At 67.7% G+C, this 15,252-nt stretch carries 14 protein-coding genes and 2 tRNA genes; 10 read left to right on the plus strand and 6 right to left on the minus strand.

The genetic code is table 11. From position 1 onward, the window contains the following. Nucleotides 1-48 precede the first annotated feature (48 nt). Together AC1DBX_RS00225 and ettA are read left to right on the plus strand one after the other, a co-directional pair. Nucleotides 49-330 carry a DUF6993 domain-containing protein gene (locus tag AC1DBX_RS00225; protein WP_476930790.1) on the plus strand — a complete coding sequence of 94 codons (282 nt, stop codon included), beginning with the start codon at nt 49-51 and terminating at the stop codon, nt 328-330. A gap of 83 nt (nt 331-413) precedes the next feature. Continuing rightward, on the plus strand, nt 414-2,096 hold the full coding sequence (gene ettA / locus AC1DBX_RS00230; RefSeq protein ID WP_026266424.1) for an energy-dependent translational throttle protein EttA: 1,683 nt from the start codon (nt 414-416) through the stop codon (nt 2,094-2,096). A 205-nt stretch (nt 2,097-2,301) separates the two neighbouring features. On the opposite strand, the gene AC1DBX_RS00235 is transcribed toward ettA, so the two are convergent. Then, nucleotides 2,302-3,264, minus strand: a complete 963-nt coding sequence (locus AC1DBX_RS00235) for an acyl-CoA thioesterase (RefSeq protein WP_476873719.1) — start codon at nt 3,262-3,264, stop codon at nt 2,302-2,304. Between the two features lie 62 nt (nt 3,265-3,326). On the opposite strand from AC1DBX_RS00235, the gene AC1DBX_RS00240 reads away from it, so the two are divergent. Beyond that, the gene (locus tag AC1DBX_RS00240) at nt 3,327-3,986 is read left to right on the plus strand and encodes a DUF8185 domain-containing protein (protein ID WP_476856923.1); all 660 of its coding nucleotides are present in this window, start codon (nt 3,327-3,329) and stop codon (nt 3,984-3,986) included. Between the two features lie 22 nt (nt 3,987-4,008). Here the strand turns inward: AC1DBX_RS00240 and AC1DBX_RS00245 are convergent, their stop codons facing one another. Together AC1DBX_RS00245 and AC1DBX_RS00250 are read right to left on the minus strand one after the other, a co-directional pair. Next, nucleotides 4,009-4,467, minus strand: a complete 459-nt coding sequence (locus tag AC1DBX_RS00245) for a globin (protein WP_476873720.1) — start codon at nt 4,465-4,467, stop codon at nt 4,009-4,011. Nucleotides 4,468-4,471: 4 nt separating this feature from the next. Beyond that, entirely contained in the window at nt 4,472-5,131 is a 660-nt protein-coding gene (locus tag AC1DBX_RS00250; RefSeq protein WP_028277840.1) for a mechanosensitive ion channel family protein, read from the minus strand. Between the two features lie 137 nt (nt 5,132-5,268). On the opposite strand from AC1DBX_RS00250, the gene AC1DBX_RS00255 reads away from it, so the two are divergent. Next, complete coding sequence (locus AC1DBX_RS00255; protein WP_476930792.1) at nt 5,269-6,294, plus strand: NAD-dependent epimerase/dehydratase family protein; 1,026 nt, start codon at nt 5,269-5,271, stop codon at nt 6,292-6,294. 7 nt (nt 6,295-6,301) lie between these two features. Here the strand turns inward: AC1DBX_RS00255 and AC1DBX_RS00260 are convergent, their stop codons facing one another. Both AC1DBX_RS00260 and pepN read right to left on the minus strand, forming a co-directional pair. Then, the gene (locus tag AC1DBX_RS00260) at nt 6,302-6,787 is read right to left on the minus strand and encodes an OsmC family protein (protein ID WP_243177217.1); all 486 of its coding nucleotides are present in this window, start codon (nt 6,785-6,787) and stop codon (nt 6,302-6,304) included. Between the two features lie 86 nt (nt 6,788-6,873). After that, a complete protein-coding gene (pepN, locus tag AC1DBX_RS00265; RefSeq protein ID WP_476858751.1) occupies nt 6,874-9,429 on the minus strand; it encodes an aminopeptidase N in 2,556 nt (851 codons plus the stop codon). A gap of 378 nt (nt 9,430-9,807) precedes the next feature. Between pepN and AC1DBX_RS00270 the strand changes: the two genes are divergently transcribed. The 3 genes from AC1DBX_RS00270 to AC1DBX_RS00280 all read left to right on the plus strand — a co-directional run bounded on the left by AC1DBX_RS00270 (nt 9,808) and on the right by AC1DBX_RS00280 (nt 12,433). Continuing rightward, nucleotides 9,808-10,809, plus strand: a complete 1,002-nt coding sequence (locus AC1DBX_RS00270; protein WP_230009138.1) for a hypothetical protein — start codon at nt 9,808-9,810, stop codon at nt 10,807-10,809. A gap of 215 nt (nt 10,810-11,024) precedes the next feature. Beyond that, nucleotides 11,025-11,516 carry a ribose-5-phosphate isomerase gene (locus AC1DBX_RS00275; protein WP_290370304.1) on the plus strand — a complete coding sequence of 164 codons (492 nt, stop codon included), beginning with the start codon at nt 11,025-11,027 and terminating at the stop codon, nt 11,514-11,516. Next, a complete protein-coding gene (locus tag AC1DBX_RS00280; RefSeq protein WP_476930793.1) occupies nt 11,516-12,433 on the plus strand; it encodes an Fpg/Nei family DNA glycosylase in 918 nt (305 codons plus the stop codon). Before AC1DBX_RS00275 ends, AC1DBX_RS00280 begins: the two co-directional genes overlap by 1 nt. A gap of 109 nt (nt 12,434-12,542) precedes the next feature. On the opposite strand, the gene AC1DBX_RS00285 is transcribed toward AC1DBX_RS00280, so the two are convergent. Beyond that, a tRNA-Gly gene (locus AC1DBX_RS00285) sits at nt 12,543-12,613 on the minus strand. Nucleotides 12,614-12,744: 131 nt separating this feature from the next. On the opposite strand from AC1DBX_RS00285, the gene AC1DBX_RS00290 reads away from it, so the two are divergent. The 3 genes from AC1DBX_RS00290 to AC1DBX_RS00300 all read left to right on the plus strand — a co-directional run bounded on the left by AC1DBX_RS00290 (nt 12,745) and on the right by AC1DBX_RS00300 (nt 15,228). Then, nucleotides 12,745-12,819, plus strand: a tRNA-Pro gene (locus tag AC1DBX_RS00290). A 68-nt stretch (nt 12,820-12,887) separates the two neighbouring features. Further along, entirely contained in the window at nt 12,888-14,282 is a 1,395-nt protein-coding gene (gene tig, locus AC1DBX_RS00295) for a trigger factor (RefSeq protein WP_476850146.1), read from the plus strand. A gap of 307 nt (nt 14,283-14,589) precedes the next feature. Next, nucleotides 14,590-15,228 (plus strand): ATP-dependent Clp protease proteolytic subunit, encoded by a 639-nt coding sequence (locus AC1DBX_RS00300; RefSeq protein WP_028277848.1) that lies wholly within the window; start codon nt 14,590-14,592, stop codon nt 15,226-15,228. Nucleotides 15,229-15,252 lie beyond the last annotated feature (24 nt).

Here is a 15,252-nt window from a genome sequence, read left to right on the forward strand (position 1 = left end):
GCGTCGCCGCTGGCGAAACCCGGCCTGAAACCCGACGGGGAATCCGCCATGAAGTCCACGGTCGCGGCGGTCCTGAACGCCGTCATCCGCGCCGGCGGTCAGCCCGAAACGGCGGGCCTCCGCGCGTCGTTGATTAAGGCAGGGATTCCGGCCGACGCTGTGGAAGTCACAGCCGGGCGGACGCCCACCGGTTTGGCTGTCGACGCCGTCGAGGCCGGAGTGCGCGACGGCAGCGACTGCATCGTGGCCCAGATCCGCACCGGCAGCGTCACCGTCGCTGTGCTGCCGGGTCTGGCCTCCGGCGGCTGCCTCGTGGGCGTCCGGGACTGAGCCGAACCCCCGGACGCCGTTAAGTGGCCGATCCGGGCTCACGGAATGTGAGTTATCCCGCCCGAACCACTAGATTTGTAGGCATGGCGGAATTTATCTACACAATGACCAAGGCCCGTAAGGCTGTCGGCGAAAAACTCATCCTCGATGACGTAAGCATGTCCTTCTTCCCGGGGGCCAAGATTGGCGTTGTCGGCCCGAATGGTGCCGGTAAGTCCACCATTCTCAAGATCATGGCCGGCCTGGACACTCCCTCCAACGGTGAGGCCCGGCTCAGCCCCGGCTACACGGTAGGCATCCTGCTGCAGGAGCCGCCGCTGAACGAAGACAAGACCGTCCTGGGCAACGTCCAGGAAGGCGTCGGCGAAATCTACGGCAAGATCCAGCGCTTCAACGCGATCTCCGAGGAAATGGCCAGCCCCGACGCTGACTACGATGCCCTCCTCGAGGAAATGGGACAGCTGCAGGAAGCGATCGACGCGGCCGACGCCTGGGACATCGATTCCCAGCTGGAACAGGCTATGGACGCACTGCGCTGCCCGCCCGCCGACGCCGACGTCACCCTGCTCTCCGGTGGTGAGCGCCGCCGCGTCGCGCTGTGCAAGCTCCTGCTGCAGAAGCCGGACCTGTTGCTCCTCGACGAGCCCACCAACCACCTTGACGCCGAGAGCGTGCTGTGGCTGGAACAGCACCTCTCCAGCTACTCCGGTGCCGTCCTTGCCGTCACACACGACCGGTACTTCCTCGACCACGTGGCCGAGTGGATCGCCGAAGTCGACCGCGGCCACCTGTACCCGTACGAGGGCAACTACTCCACGTACTTGGAGAAGAAGCGCGCCCGACTGGAAGTCCAGGGCAAGAAGGACGCCAAGCAGGCCAAGCGCCTGACCGAGGAACTCGAATGGGTCCGGTCCAACGCCAAGGGACGACAGACCAAGTCCAAGGCCCGTCTGGCCCGCTACGAGGAAATGGCTGCCGAGGCAGACCGTACCCGCAAGCTCGACTTCGAAGAGATCCAGATCCCGCCGGGCCCGCGCCTGGGCGGACTCGTGCTGGAGGCCAAGGGGCTCCAGAAGGGCTTCGATGACCGCACCCTGATCGACGGACTGTCCTTCAGCCTGCCCCGCAACGGCATCGTCGGCGTCATCGGCCCCAACGGCGTCGGCAAATCGACCCTCTTCAAGACCATCGTGGGCCTGGAACCGCTCGACGGCGGCGAACTGAAGATCGGCGATTCCGTCAAGATCTCCTACGCCGACCAGAGCCGCGGCGGCATTGACCCGAACAAGACCCTGTGGGAGGTCGTCTCCGACGGCCTCGACTACATCCAGGTCGGCCACGTCGAAATGCCGTCCCGCGCCTACGTGGCCGCTTTCGGCTTCAAGGGCCCGGACCAGCAGAAGAAGGCCGGGGTGCTCTCCGGTGGTGAGCGCAACCGCCTCAACCTGGCGCTGACCCTCAAGCAGGGTGGCAACCTGCTGCTCCTCGACGAACCGACCAACGACCTCGACGTCGAAACCCTCAGCAGCCTCGAAAACGCCCTGCTCGAATTCCCGGGCTGCGCCGTCGTCGTCTCGCACGACCGCTGGTTCCTGGACCGGGTGGCCACCCACATCCTCGCCTACGAAGGCGACGAGGAGAACCCGTCCAAGTGGTACTGGTTCGAGGGCAACTTCGAGTCCTACGAGGAGAACAAGGTCGAGCGCCTGGGCCCGGATGCGGCCAAGCCGCACCGCGTAACCCACCGCCGCCTCACCCGCGACTAAGCCCGCAAGGCTTACAGCGCCACGAAAAAAGCCGGCTCCCGCCTGAACTGTTTCAGGGGGAGCCGGCTTTTTGTGTGCGGTGGGCCTGTGTGCCGTTGACGCTATGTGCCGTTGACGCCGTGTGCCGAGGACACCGTGTCCCAGCCGCTGCTGGGGAGTACTGGCAGCCCTTGGCCTTGCGGATCTGGTGCTGCAGCGCCCTCGATCAGACGGCGGCCTGCACGGCGCCCTTCTCCGTGTTCTTCAGGTCGGTGTTTTTGAAGTCGTTCGGGACGCGGATCATGCCTTCCTGGGCCACCGTCGCCACGTGCCGGCCGTCCCGGCTGAAGATTTTGCCCGTCGCGAGGCCCCGTGCGCCCTGCGCGCTGGGCGATTCCTGGACGTACAGGAGCCACTCGTCGACCCTGACCGGCCGGTGCCACCACATGGCGTGGTCCAGGCTTGCCACGGACATCCCCGGCGTAATCCAGCTCATGCCGTGCTTGCGGAGGATGGATTCGAGCAAAGTGTAGTCGCTCGCGTAGGCCAGGGCCGCCCGGTGCAGGCCGGCGTCGTCGGGCATCGGACCGAACGTCTTCATCCACACGGCGTTGCGGGCTTCCCGGGGTCCCTTGGCCGAGACATACAGCGCCGGATCGACGTGGCGGATGTCGAACGGCCGCTCGTAGGCCCAGTGCCGGGCCACGGGGTGATCGAACTTGCCCAGCAGGTCGGCCGTGCTCGGCAGCGATTCGGGGTCCGGGATCCCGGCGGGCATCTCGGACTGGTGCTCGATCCCGTCGTCCTCGGCCTGGAAGGACGCGATCATCGACAGGATGGGCATGCCCTCCTGATAGGCGTGGACCCGGCGGGCCGAGAAGGACCGCCCGTCGCGCAGTCGCTGCACACCGAAGGTGATCGGCTTGTTGGCGTCTCCGGGCCGGAGGAAGTAACCGTGCATGGAGTGCACGCTGCGATCCGGATCGACGGTGCGGCTGCCGGCTATCAGGGACTGCGCCAGCACCTGGCCGCCAAAGACGCGCTGCTTGGGCTGTTGCTGGGAGGGACCCATGAAGATGTCCTCGTCCGTCCGGGCGCCCTCGAGCTCGCCGAGGTTGAGAAGTTGGATGAGCGAGGAGGTGGGGTCCTGGGTCGGGAGCCCCAGCAGTCCGGCTTCGGCTTCAGTCATGGTCTGACTCTAGACGGCGTCCAGCGCCGCTCCAAAGAAGCGCAGCCGGTAGAGTCAGTAGTGTGTCTGATGTCCTAACCCAGCCCCTGCAGTTCACCGATCCCCGCGACCTCGACGACCTGCGCACCTTCGCGACGCGCGCCAGGTCCATTGACGACGGCGCCATCCGGCTCCAGGCCGCGGGCCCCGTCCTGGCCGCCTACGTCTGCGTCCTGCGGCCCCGGCTCCTGGGCGAATCCACCCCCACCATCCTGGGCCTGCGGACCATGGCGCTGGCGCAGCCGGCGGACACTGACGTGACAGTGCCGCTGTCCGCCGTGCTGGACCGCCTGGCACGGGCGGGGGAGCACGACGTCGAACTTCCCGTCCCGCCGGTGACCGTCAGCGAGTCGTGGGCCGGGATCGGCGCGCCGCGGGCCGGCTGGGAACTGCTCGGCACCGTCCAGGACACTGCCCTGCGGACCGCAGCGGAGGCCGGGATCAGGGAGATCGCCGCGATCATTCCGGACAAGCCCGGTGCGCTGATCGTCAACAACGCCAGGGCAACGGTCTGGGGCCGGGAACTGCCCGACGCCGGCGGCCTGCCGGCCGGGGCCGCGTTCGCCGCGCTCACCCTGGGTTTCCTGGCAGAGAGCGAACAACGGCTCTACCGCGCCGGGCGCTGGTTCCGGCTCAGCGGCACCCGCGGCCACGTGCTGGTCCGGACCGGCACCGGGCTCTAGGAAGCTCCGGCGCCCTCCGCACTCAGGCCTCTGACGGGCTGTTCACCATGGACAGGGCTGCCCGCTCCATGTAATCCCAGAGCGTTCCCTCATACAGCGGCGGCAGTTCCAGGGCATCCACCGCGGCACGCATGTGGAACAGCCAGCGCTCCTTGGCCTCCGGCGTCACCCGGAACGGCATGTGGCGCATCCGCAGCCGCGGATGCCCGCGCTCCTCGCCGTACGTCGTCGGCCCGCCCCAGTACTGTTCCAGGAACATCAGGAAGCGCCGCTTGGCCGGGCCAAGGTCCTCTTCCGGGTACATGGCGCGCAACAGCGGATCTGTTGCGACGCCGTCGTAGAAGACGTCGATGAGCTTCACAAATGTCTCGTGGCCGCCCACGGCGTCATAGAAGTTGTCCGTGTAGCCGGGCTGGCTGAACGGATCGTTCTGCAGCAGCTGCCTGGGCTGGCTGGGGTCGCTGGCGCTGGGAATCGTCATTTCACTATTCTCCGGCCTTCTGCTGGGGTGCGCTGTCGGCCTCGTCCGCCGGGGACGTCTCGGGCGGAATGTATGTGCCCTGGGAGCGGTTGCCCACGCGCAGGATTTCGCCGTTGCGCAGGTACCAGATGGTGCCGTCGTCGGCCCGGACCCGGGTGATCCGCAGGTTCATGGCCTCGACCGTGCCCACCACCTCGGAAGTCTCGATAATGTCGCCAATGCCGTACTGGTCCTCGAAGGTAATGAAGATGCCGGCGAGGAAGTCGCGGATCAACTGCTGGGCACCGAAGCCGATCGCCACACCGAGGATCCCGACGCTCGTCAGGATGGGAGCCACGTCCACGTTCAGGTACTTGAGCACGTACACGATGGTGAGGACGGCGATCAGGACGCCGACCACGCTGCGGAGCAGTGCGCCGATAGTCTCTGCCCGCTGGACGCGGCGTTCGTGGTCCAGGGCGCGGAACGCCGGAGCCACCCAGCGGAAGTGCGACTTCTTGAAAAGTGTGCTGCCCGCCGCGACCCGTTTGGTGATTCCGGTGATCACGAAGGATGCCACCAGCCACACGGCGACGCCGATGCCCAGGCTGATGAGGCCACCTGGCAGGTTGACAGCCGAGATGTCCGGCGCGGTGATTGGTTCGATGGTGGTCAGGCTGATCATCGGTGAGGGAAAACTCCTTGTTTACTGCAGCCCTGCTGCCGGCCGGCAGCAGGGCTGGGCGTCCGGAAAGACGGCTGGCGTTCGCCGGGCGCATAACGCTCTGGTCTACTTCAACATTAGCGCCGTAGCGTGGCCCCATGCGCATCCTGGTCGTTGGCGGCACCGTCTTCCTGTCAGCTGAAATAGCCCGGCAGGCCCTCGCCGCCGGTCACGACGTTACATGCCTGGCCCGCGGTACCGCCGCCGCGCCGCCCGACGGCGCCACCTGGCTGCGCGCGGACCGCGCGCAGGGGAAGGCCGCGTACCAAGGGGCCGCCGGCAGCGGCGGGTGGGACGCTGTCGTCGACGTCTCGCGGGACCCCGCCCAGGCACGGGAGGCCCTCGAGACGCTGGCCGGCTCGGCCCGGCACTGGACCTTCATCTCCAGCTGCTCGGTCTACGCTGACCACTCAGTGGCCGGCGAGGCCGAAGACGCCCAGATGCTCCCGCCGCTGGCCCCGGGCACGGAACTGACCATGGATAACTACGGCGAGGCCAAGTCCGCGATCGAGCACCTGACCCGGGAACTGGCAGGGGACAAGGCGCACCTCTGCCGCGCCGGCCTGATCGGCGGCCCCGGGGACGGCTCCGACCGCTACGGGTACTGGCCGGCCCGATTCGCCCGGGACAACGATCCCGTCCTGGTCCCGGACATCCCCGCCGACGCCACCCAGATCATCGACGTCCGCGACCTCGCGGCCTGGATCCTCACCGCCGCCGAAAACGGAACCACAGGGGCGCTGAACGCCGTCGGTGAGCCGGTGCCCTTTGCCGCCTACCTGGAGGAAGCCCGCCAGCTGGCCGACGCCGAGTCAGAGGTGGTTGTCGCCCCCGAGGACTGGCTGGCGTCGCACGGTGCGAACTACTGGGCCGGCCCGGACTCGCTGCCGCTGTGGCTGCCGCCAGGCCACGAGGGCTTCGCGACCCGCAGCAACGACGCTGCCCGGACAGCAGGGCTGCGGCTTCGGCCCTGGATGGACACGCTGCGGGACACCCTGGCGGATGAACGCCGCCGCGGACTCGGCCGTGAACGCAAGGCCGGAATGAGCCCGGAGACGGAGCGCCGGCTGGTGTCCGAGTACCGGGCAGAGGCCTCGGCCGGCCCGGCTGACGGCGCCGCCTGAAAACTATTCAGTCAGCCTGGCCCTCCACCACAGCCGTCGGCTCGTGCAACACCGGGAAGTTCACGCTGCGGGCGATGAAACAGACCTTGTTGGCCTCCACGTGGAGTTCCTCGAGGACATCCGGTGCCGCCGCTTCCGCCACCGTCACCCGGGGCCTCAGCGTGACGGATTCGAACTGCCCGCTGCCGTCCCTGTTGGTCCGCATCAGGCCCTCGGCCCGGTCCTCGTAGGCCGTCACCACAACGCCGTGCTTCACGGCCACGTGCAGGAAGGAGAGCATGTGGCACTGCGAGAGCGCGGCCAGCAGGAGCTGTTCGGGGTTGTAGCGCTCCCGGTCCCCGTGGAAGGTCGGATCGGCCGAGCCGCGCAGCACCGGCAGCCCGGGGATCTCGACGTCGTGGTCCCGTGAGTAACCGCGGTACGAGGACGTCCCGGCCCCGCGGTTCCCGGTCCAGCGGACGGTCAGCGCATAGTGATGTTCGTCAAGGCTCATGACTCCAGCCTAGAACGACAGAACCCCGGCGCCGCACAGGGGCGGCGCCGGGGTTCCAGGCCTTCGGGGGTCCGGTGCCTTGGTCGTTAGCCGACGTCGGCCTGGCGGGCGCGCAGGGCGCGGGCAACGCCGTCGCGGTTCTCCAGCATCATCCGGCGCAGCGCCGCACTGCCCTCCGGCAGCGAGGCCAGGAACTCATCCGTGCGGTCCACCGTGGCCTGCGTGGTCAGCTGGGCCGGGTAGAGCCCGACGACGATCTGCGAGGCCAGCGCGTGGGTGCGGCTTGCCATGATGCCGGGGACGGCCTCGAAGTACTTCTCGGCGTACGGCTCGAGCAGGGACGTGTCCAGGACCCGGGTAAAGCCGGTCACCGCGGAGCCCTGCAGGGCGTTGGACAGATCGCCCTTGACCACGATCGATTCCCAGGCCGCGGCCTTGGCCTCCGGGGTGGGGATGGCGGCCGTGGCCAGGGCCGCCGCGTTCTGGCCGTTGGAGGTGTTGTCGTGCTCCAGTTCCTCGTCGATCCGCTCCTGCCCGGCGCGGCCGCCTGCCACGAGGGAGGCCAGCAGCTCCCACCGCAGGTCCTGGTCCACGCTCAGCCCATCGAGGGAAAGTGAGCCGTCCAGCAGCCCGGAGACCGTGTCCAGCTGCCCGGCGCTGCGGGCCAGCAGGGCGTAGGACTTCACGAACTGGAGCTGGGCGTCCGAGCCGGCCGGCACCGCCGAGGCGAGCTCCCAGAGCTTGTCGGCCGCGGCGACGGCGGTCGCCTCCTGGTGCTCCCCGGCCACGTAGAAGGTCAGCGTGGTGGCCAGCTGCCGGAGCTGGACCAGGATCACGGAGGAATCGGATTCCTCGGCAATGTTGGCGAGGATCAGCTCCACGTACCCGCGGGCCGGGGACTCGCCGTCGCGCGCCGCATCCCAGGCCGAGCCCCACACGAGCGTGCGGGGGAGGCTCTGGCTGAAGTCCTTCAGGTGCGCCGTTGCGGTGGCGAGGGACTTCGGATCCAGGCGGACCTTGGCATAGGCGAGGTCGTCGTCATTGAGCAGGATCAGGTCCGGCTGGGCCAGGCCGGCCAGGGCCGGAACTTCGGTGCGCTCGCCGTCGACGTCGAGCTCCTCGCGGTGCACCCGCTCCAGCTTGCCGGCCCCGTTGAGGTTGTAGAAGCCGACCGCGAGGCGGTGCGGGCGCAGGGTCGGTTCGCTCTCGATCGCCGACTGCACGATGGCGAAGGACTCGATGGTGCCGTCCGCGGCCGCCGAGATTTCCGGTGTCAGGGTGTTCACGCCGGCGGTCTCCAGCCAGAGCTGCCCCCACCGTTCCAGGTCGCGGCCGCTGGCCTTCTCGAGTTCGGCCATGAGGTCGCTGAGCTCGGTGTTCTGCCAGGCGTGCTTGCTGAAGTACTCCCGCACCCCGGACATGAATTGCTCCGGGCCCACCCAGGCGACGAGCTGGCGCAGTACCGACGCGCCCTTGGCGTAGGTGATCCCGTCGAAGTTCACCTCGACGTCCTGGAGGTCGTTGATCTCGGCGAAGATCGGGTGCGTGGTGGGCAGCTGATCCTGCCGGTAGGCCCAGGACTTCTCCACGGACGCGAACGTGGTCCAGGCGTGGCCGAACTCGGTGTTCTCGACGGCGGCCAGGTGGGACATGTATTCGGCGAAGGACTCGTTGAGCCAGAGGTCGTTCCACCAGCGCATGGTGACGAGGTCGCCGAACCACATGTGCGCGAGCTCGTGCAGCACGGTGATGGCGCGGCGTTCCACCTGGGCGTCGGTGACCTTGCCGCGGAAGACGTAGCCTTCCAGGATGGTGACGGCCCCGGCGTTCTCCATGGCGCCGGCGTTGAACTCCGGCACGAAGAGCTGGTCGTACTTCTCGAACGGGTACGGGCAGCCGAACTGGGCCTCGAAGAACTCGAAGCCCTGCCGGGTGAGTTCGAAGATGTTGTCCGCATCGAGGTATTGCATGAGCGACTTGCGTGCGAAGATGCCCAGCGGGGTGACCTTGCCCGCCGCCGACGTGACCTCGCTGCGCACCGACTGGTACGGCCCGGCGATCAGCGCGGTGACATAGGAGGACAGCCGCGGTGTCGGCGTGAACTCCCAGACAGAGCGGGCGCCCCCATCCGCGCCGGGGATGGTCTCCACCGGCACCGGGGTGGGGGAGTTGGACACGACATCCCAGTGCGAGGGGGCGGTGACGGTGAACGTGAAGCTGGCCTTCAGGTCGGGCTGTTCGAAGACGGCGAACATGCGCCGCGAATCCGGGACCTCGAACTGGGTGTACAGGTAGACCTCGTTGTCCACCGGATCCACGAAGCGGTGCAGGCCTTCACCGGTGTTCATGTACGGGGCGTCGGCGACCACCAGCAGGTGGTTCTCGGCTGCGAGGTCCGGGAGCTGGATCCGGACGCCGTCGGAGACCTCGGCCGGATCCAGTTCGCGGCCGTTGAGGCTCACGCTGTGCACGGCGTGGGTGACGGCGTCGATGAAGGTCGACGAGCCCGGTTTGGCACGGAACTTCACGGCCGTGGTGGAGCCGAAGACCTTCTCGCCGCGGGTCAGGTCCAGGCTGACCTCGTAGGAGTCGACGTCGATCAGGGCGGCGCGCTCGCGGGCTTCGGCGCGGGTCAGGTTCATACCGGGCAAAGGGGCCTCCAGAAGAAGATGGATACTGCCGGCCGGCCGCGGCCGCGGTCGCCGGCGATACTGTGAAATTATTCTTTCACGTTAGCGGCCCTTGGCAAGTTTGCCCGTTCACAACCGGCCCCAAGGCCTCGGCATCCAGCCCACGATTTGCCACGAATGGCCGCTAAGCCGATGCCCTTGGCGGCCATTCGTGTCAGATGGGTACGGTTGGGGCGGCCACGTTGACGTTGCCCCGGCGGTCTCTTCTTGCTCGTGGCGAGGTCCGGGCGCCGGGCTACGTGCCTGATCCCACATTTGCTTCCCGTCCACCTCCTGACCTGCGCGCACGTCCCCAGATCCATCAAGGTGCGTCCGCGGTAGCGTTGGAGCATGGGAAAGATCCGTGACTCCGTCGATGCCAGGGCGTTGCGCTTTGCCATCGGTTTCCCCCTGATGCTGGCGGCAGGATTCGTGGTGTGTGCGCTTCTGGTACGCCCGGATCTGCCCGAGCCGCTGGCCGTCCGCTGGACCGCCGCCGGTGCCGCCGACTTCGCGCCGTTCGTGACGGTCGCGGGAGCCGGGGCCTCGCTGATCGTGGTGATTGGCTGGGCCGTGCTGCTGCAGGCCGTGCCGCTGTCGCGCCCCGCGATGATGCGCCGCATCATGATGGGCGCCGGCCTGTCCATGAGCCTGTTCGTCACCACAGTCCTTGCCGCCGTGCTCGTGGGCCAGCTGGGCCTGCCCGATGCGCGGGGATCCCATGTGGACGCCTCGGTCCTGGCCCTCGGCAGCGGCGCGGCCCTCGGTCTGGGCGTCGTGATGGGTTTTGTCTTCAAGGCCGACGAGCGCTGGTCCGTCGATGACGACGTCGCCGTCCGGCAGGCCCTTGAGCGCGAACAGGATCCGGATTTGGCCAGGGACCGGGTCAGCCTCTGGGTCCACGCCCGCAGCTCCATCTTCGTCATGCTCGGCATCGCAACGCTTCTGCCGGCCGCCCTCCTGACCGTTGCCGTGCCGTGGCTGTCTGTCCTCCTGGTGGCGGCGGCCCTGGTGGCCGCGGCGTTCCTGGTGGCCCGGATCCGGGTCGACCGCGGCGGCCTGCACGTCTTCGCGGCAGGCTTCGTCCGGGTCATGGAAGTTCCGGCCGCGGCCATCGACGCCGCGACGCCCAGGGACGTCACGGCGGCTGACTATGGCGGGTGGGGCTACCGGACCCATGGCAACACCACCGCGATGTTGGTCAGCAGCGGCCCCGCGGTGGTCATCGACCGCTCGGACGGGCGCCGGCTGGCGGTGAGCGGCGGCAGTGCCACCGCGGCGGACAATATCGCCCAAACGCTGTCCCGGGTGGCGGACAGGGCCCGGCGGAACGGTGGGACCACCGCCGTGTAGCACGGCCGTGTAGCACGGCGGTGTCGGTCCCCGGTGGAGTAGGACGGCGGAGCAAGACGGCGGAGTACGACGGCGTGCCGGGCCTGTGTAACACGACCGTCCAGTGAGGGGTCCGGCGGGCTGCAGCAAGGTCCCGGGAGGCCCGGCCTAGTACGCTTGGACCAGACCCCAACCGCCCCGGCCGCCGCCCGGCGCCGCAACCGAACGGAACAGCCGTGACCATTTCTGACCTGCCCCGCGTGCACATTGCCACCGACCACGCCGGAATGGAGCTCAGCGCCCACCTGGTCAGCCACCTCGGCGCCAAGGGCTATGAGGTGGTGGACCACGGACCGAAGGTCTACGACGCCCTGGATGACTACCCGTCGTTCTGCATCAACGCCGCCCTCGCCGTCGTCGCGGACCAGGAGGCCGGAACCCACGCCCTCGGCATAGTCCTCGGCGGCTCTGGCAATGGCGAGCAGATCGCCGCCAACAAGGTCAAGGGCGTCCGTGCCGCGCTGGCCTGGAACCTGTCCACCGCCCAGCTGGCACGTGAGCACAACGACGCCAACGTCGTCGCCGTCGGCGGCCGCCAGCACAGCGTCGACGAGGCCACGGAAATCATCGAGGCGTTCCTGGCCGAACCCTTCAGCAACGATGAGCGCCACGTCCGCCGGATCGGCAAGATCGCCACGTACGAGCGCACCGGCGAGGTCATCGACTAGTGCCGGAGGGGCATTCCGTCCACCGGCTGGCCCGCCAGTTCGGGGACGTCTTCGCGGGGGAGCGGCTCGCGGTCTCCAGTCCGCAGGGCCGGTTTGCCCAGGGCGCGGCGCTGCTGGACGGCCACACCCTCGTCAGTTCCGTGGCGCACGGAAAGCACCTCTTCCTGGAGTTCGGGCACGGGCTTCTCCTGCATGTCCACCTGGGCCTCTATGGCGCCTGGGATTTCGGCGGTGACGCCACCTTCCGCGGCGCCTCCAGCATTGGCGCGCCCCGGAAGGTGGGGGAGCGGGAAGTCTACGACGACGCTGAGGCGGCCGGGCTGGCCGCATATGAGGGCCCGCCCGCGCCGGTCGGTGCCGTCCGCGTCCGGCTCGCCGGCGCGCACGGCTGGGCCGATCTCCGCGGCGCGACCACGTGCGAGGCGATCACGGACGCGGAAGCGGCGGCCGTACTGGCGCGGCTCGGCCCGGACCCGCTGCGGAACCTTCCGGGAGACCGGGACACCTTCAGCGCCAGCGTGGCGGCCAAACGCACACCGCTGGCGGCCCTGCTGATGGACCAAAAGGTGATTGCCGGCGTCGGGAACGTCTACCGGGCCGAACTCCTGTTCCGGCAGCGGCTCAACCCCTGGCTGCCCGGCGCCGAACTGTCACCGGACGCGGCCCGCCGGCTCTGGGACGACACCGCGGCCATGATGACCGACGGCGTCCGGGACGGCCGGATCATCACGACGCCGCCGCAGTACTGGAACGGGGCCGGAGCCGGCATATCCCGCGGCGTCCTGCCGGCCCCGGAGGAGGCGCACTTCGTCTACCGGCGGCACGGACTTGGCTGCAGGGACTGCGGAACGCCGGTGGCGCTGACCGAGCTCGGCGCCAGGAAGCTTTACTGGTGCCCGGCCTGCCAGCCGGCCTGAGCCGGTACGCCTGCCCTTGCACGCCTGCCCTTCCAAGCCCCGGCCGCCGGGGCCTGGAGGGCAACGGAAAAAGCCCCTCCGGAGAGGGGCTTTTTTCGTCATATTTCTGAGGGGACGACGGGAATCGAACCCGCGTAATCAGTTTGGAAGACTGAGGCTTTACCATTAAGCTACGTCCCCGGGATCTCACTGGAACTCCAGCAAAACTTCCGGGCGGCTGTTCAAGCCGGATACAACTAAACCCAATTCAAGGCCCCGGTGTCAAATGTGCAAATCGGCACAGTATGACCGTAGACTGTTCTGTGCACTTACGGGGTGTAGCTCAGCTTGGCTAGAGCGCCTGCTTTGGGAGCAGGAAGTCGCAGGTTCAAATCCTGTCACCCCGACTCTGCAAGCACTGCCAGCACGTGGCAATGCAGAACCCCATACCCCCCACACCAGGAGTACTTAGACTGTGAAGAGCGCTGTCGAGAACCTCACCCCCACGCGGGTCAAGCTCAATGTTGAGGTCCCCTTTGAGGAATTGAAGCCCAGCATCGCAGAGGCATACAAGACTGTTGCTTCGCAGATCCAGGTCCCCGGTTTCCGCAAGGGCAAGGTCCCCTCCAAGCTCATTGACCAGCGCGTTGGCCGCGGCTACGTCCTGGAGACGGCCATCAACGAAGGCCTCAACGGCTGGTACCAGGCCGCCGTGCAGGAAACCGGCATCCGCCCGCTGAGCCGTCCCGAGGTCGAGATCACCGAGGTTCCGGACCCGTCCGCCACCGACGGCGAGCTCAAGTTCCACGCCGAGGTTGACATCCGCCCCGAAATCGAACTGCCCGACTACGCAGGCATCAAGGTTGAGGTCGCCGCCGCCGAGTCCTCCGACGCCGACGTCGACAAGGCCCTGGACGAGCTCCGCGGCCGCTTCGGCACGCTGAAGTCCGTGGACCGCCCGGCCGCCGATGGCGACTTCCTGACGATCGACATCGCAGCCTCGATCGACGGCGCCGATGTTGACTCCGCTTCCGGCCTGTCCTACCAGGTTGGCGCCGGCACCATGCTCGAAGGCCTCGACGAGGCCGTCACCGGCCTCAGCGCCGACGAGGACGCCATCTTTGACACCACGCTGGTCGGCGGCGAGCACGCCGGCGAGTCCGCTCAGGTCAAGGTCACCGTCAAGGCCGTCAAGGAGCGCGAGCTCCCCGTCGCCGACGACGACTTCGCCCAGCTCGCCAGCGAATTCGACACCCTGGCCGAACTCCGTGAGGACCTCGCCAAGCAGGCCGCTGAGTCCAAGATTGTTGACCAGGGCGTCGAGGCCCGCGACAAGGTCCTGGACAAGCTCGTTGAGCTCGTCGAGGTTCCCGTCCCGGCGTCGATCGTCGAAGAGCAGCTCGAGCAGCACTTCAACGCCGAAAACGCCCACGGTGAAGGCGAGCACGACACCGAGGAACACCGCGCCGAGGTCAAGGCCAACACCGAGCGCGCCTTCCAGAACGAGATCATCCTCGACGCCATCGCGGAGAAGGAAGAAGTCAACGTCAGCCAGAACGAGCTGATCGACTACATCGTCACCACCGCCAGCCAGTACGGCATGGACCCGAACCAGTTCGCCCAGATCATCGATCAGAGCGGCCAGGTGCCCATGATGGTTTCCGAGGTCCGCCGCCGCAAGGCACTGGCCGTCGTGCTGGGCCAGGCCGAGGTCACCGACTCCGAGGGCAACAAGGTTGACCTGAGCGACTTCGTCCGCCCCGGCGACGAAGCCGCCCCGGCCGCCGAGACCGTTGAGGACGAAGCGGCTTCGGCAGAAGCCAGCACCGAGGCCACGCCGAGCGATGACCCCGCAGCAGTGAAGTTCTAGCAGTCACTGAGACTTAGAACAGTCGGCCCCCGGATCACCGATCCGGGGGCCGTCTGTTTAAGCCCCCGCCTTCGGCCATGCCCGGCCGGCACGGTCTGTTCGGGAGCCGGGAAGGGCCCGCATCCAGGACCCGGCGCGCGGGGTCCCGGCAATCGTGCGCCGTCAGCGAACAGCCCGGCGCCAGCGAACAAAGCGGGCGTGAAAACGGTTAGTGTCGCTGTAGGAAAGTTCAGTGATGTCGTCCAGTGGCGTCACCGTCGCCAGCGAGAGGTAAGTACATATGTCACAGCAAGCAGGGGCACCCCGGATGGCCACGGTCGATCCGGCAGCCCAGGATAACTACATTTACAACCGCCTGCTGAAAGAGCGCATCATCTGGCTCGGCTCCGAGGTCCGCGACGATAACGCCAACGCGATCTGCTCCCAGCTGCTGCTGCTCTCGGCGGAGAATCCTGAAAGGGACATCTACCTTTACATCAACTCACCCGGCGGCTCCGTCACCGCCGGTATGGCCATCTACGACACCATGCAGTTCATCCCGAACGATGTTGTCACGGTCGCCACCGGCCTCGCCGCGTCCATGGGCCAGTTCCTGCTCTCCTCCGGCACCAAGGGCAAGCGCTACGCCACCCCCAACGCCCGCATCCTCATGCACCAGCCCTCCGGCGGCATCGGCGGCACGGCGTCGGACATCAAGATCCAGGCCGAGCTGATCCTGCACATGAAGAAAGTCATGGCCGAGCTGACCGCGGACCAGACCGGCCAGAGTGTGGACACCATCCTCAAGGACAACGACCGCGACAAGTGGTTCACGGCCCCGGAAGCCCTCGAATACGGCTTCTTCGACAAGATCGCCGCACACGCCGGATCCGTGGCAGGCGGCGGCGGAACCAACGCCAACGGCTCCGGGAACAGCGGCGGCGCTGCGACAGCCACCGAGAACTGACCGGCAGGTAGACAGCAATGAATT

It is taken from the genome of Arthrobacter sp. 10N44_2 (assembly GCF_056394385.1).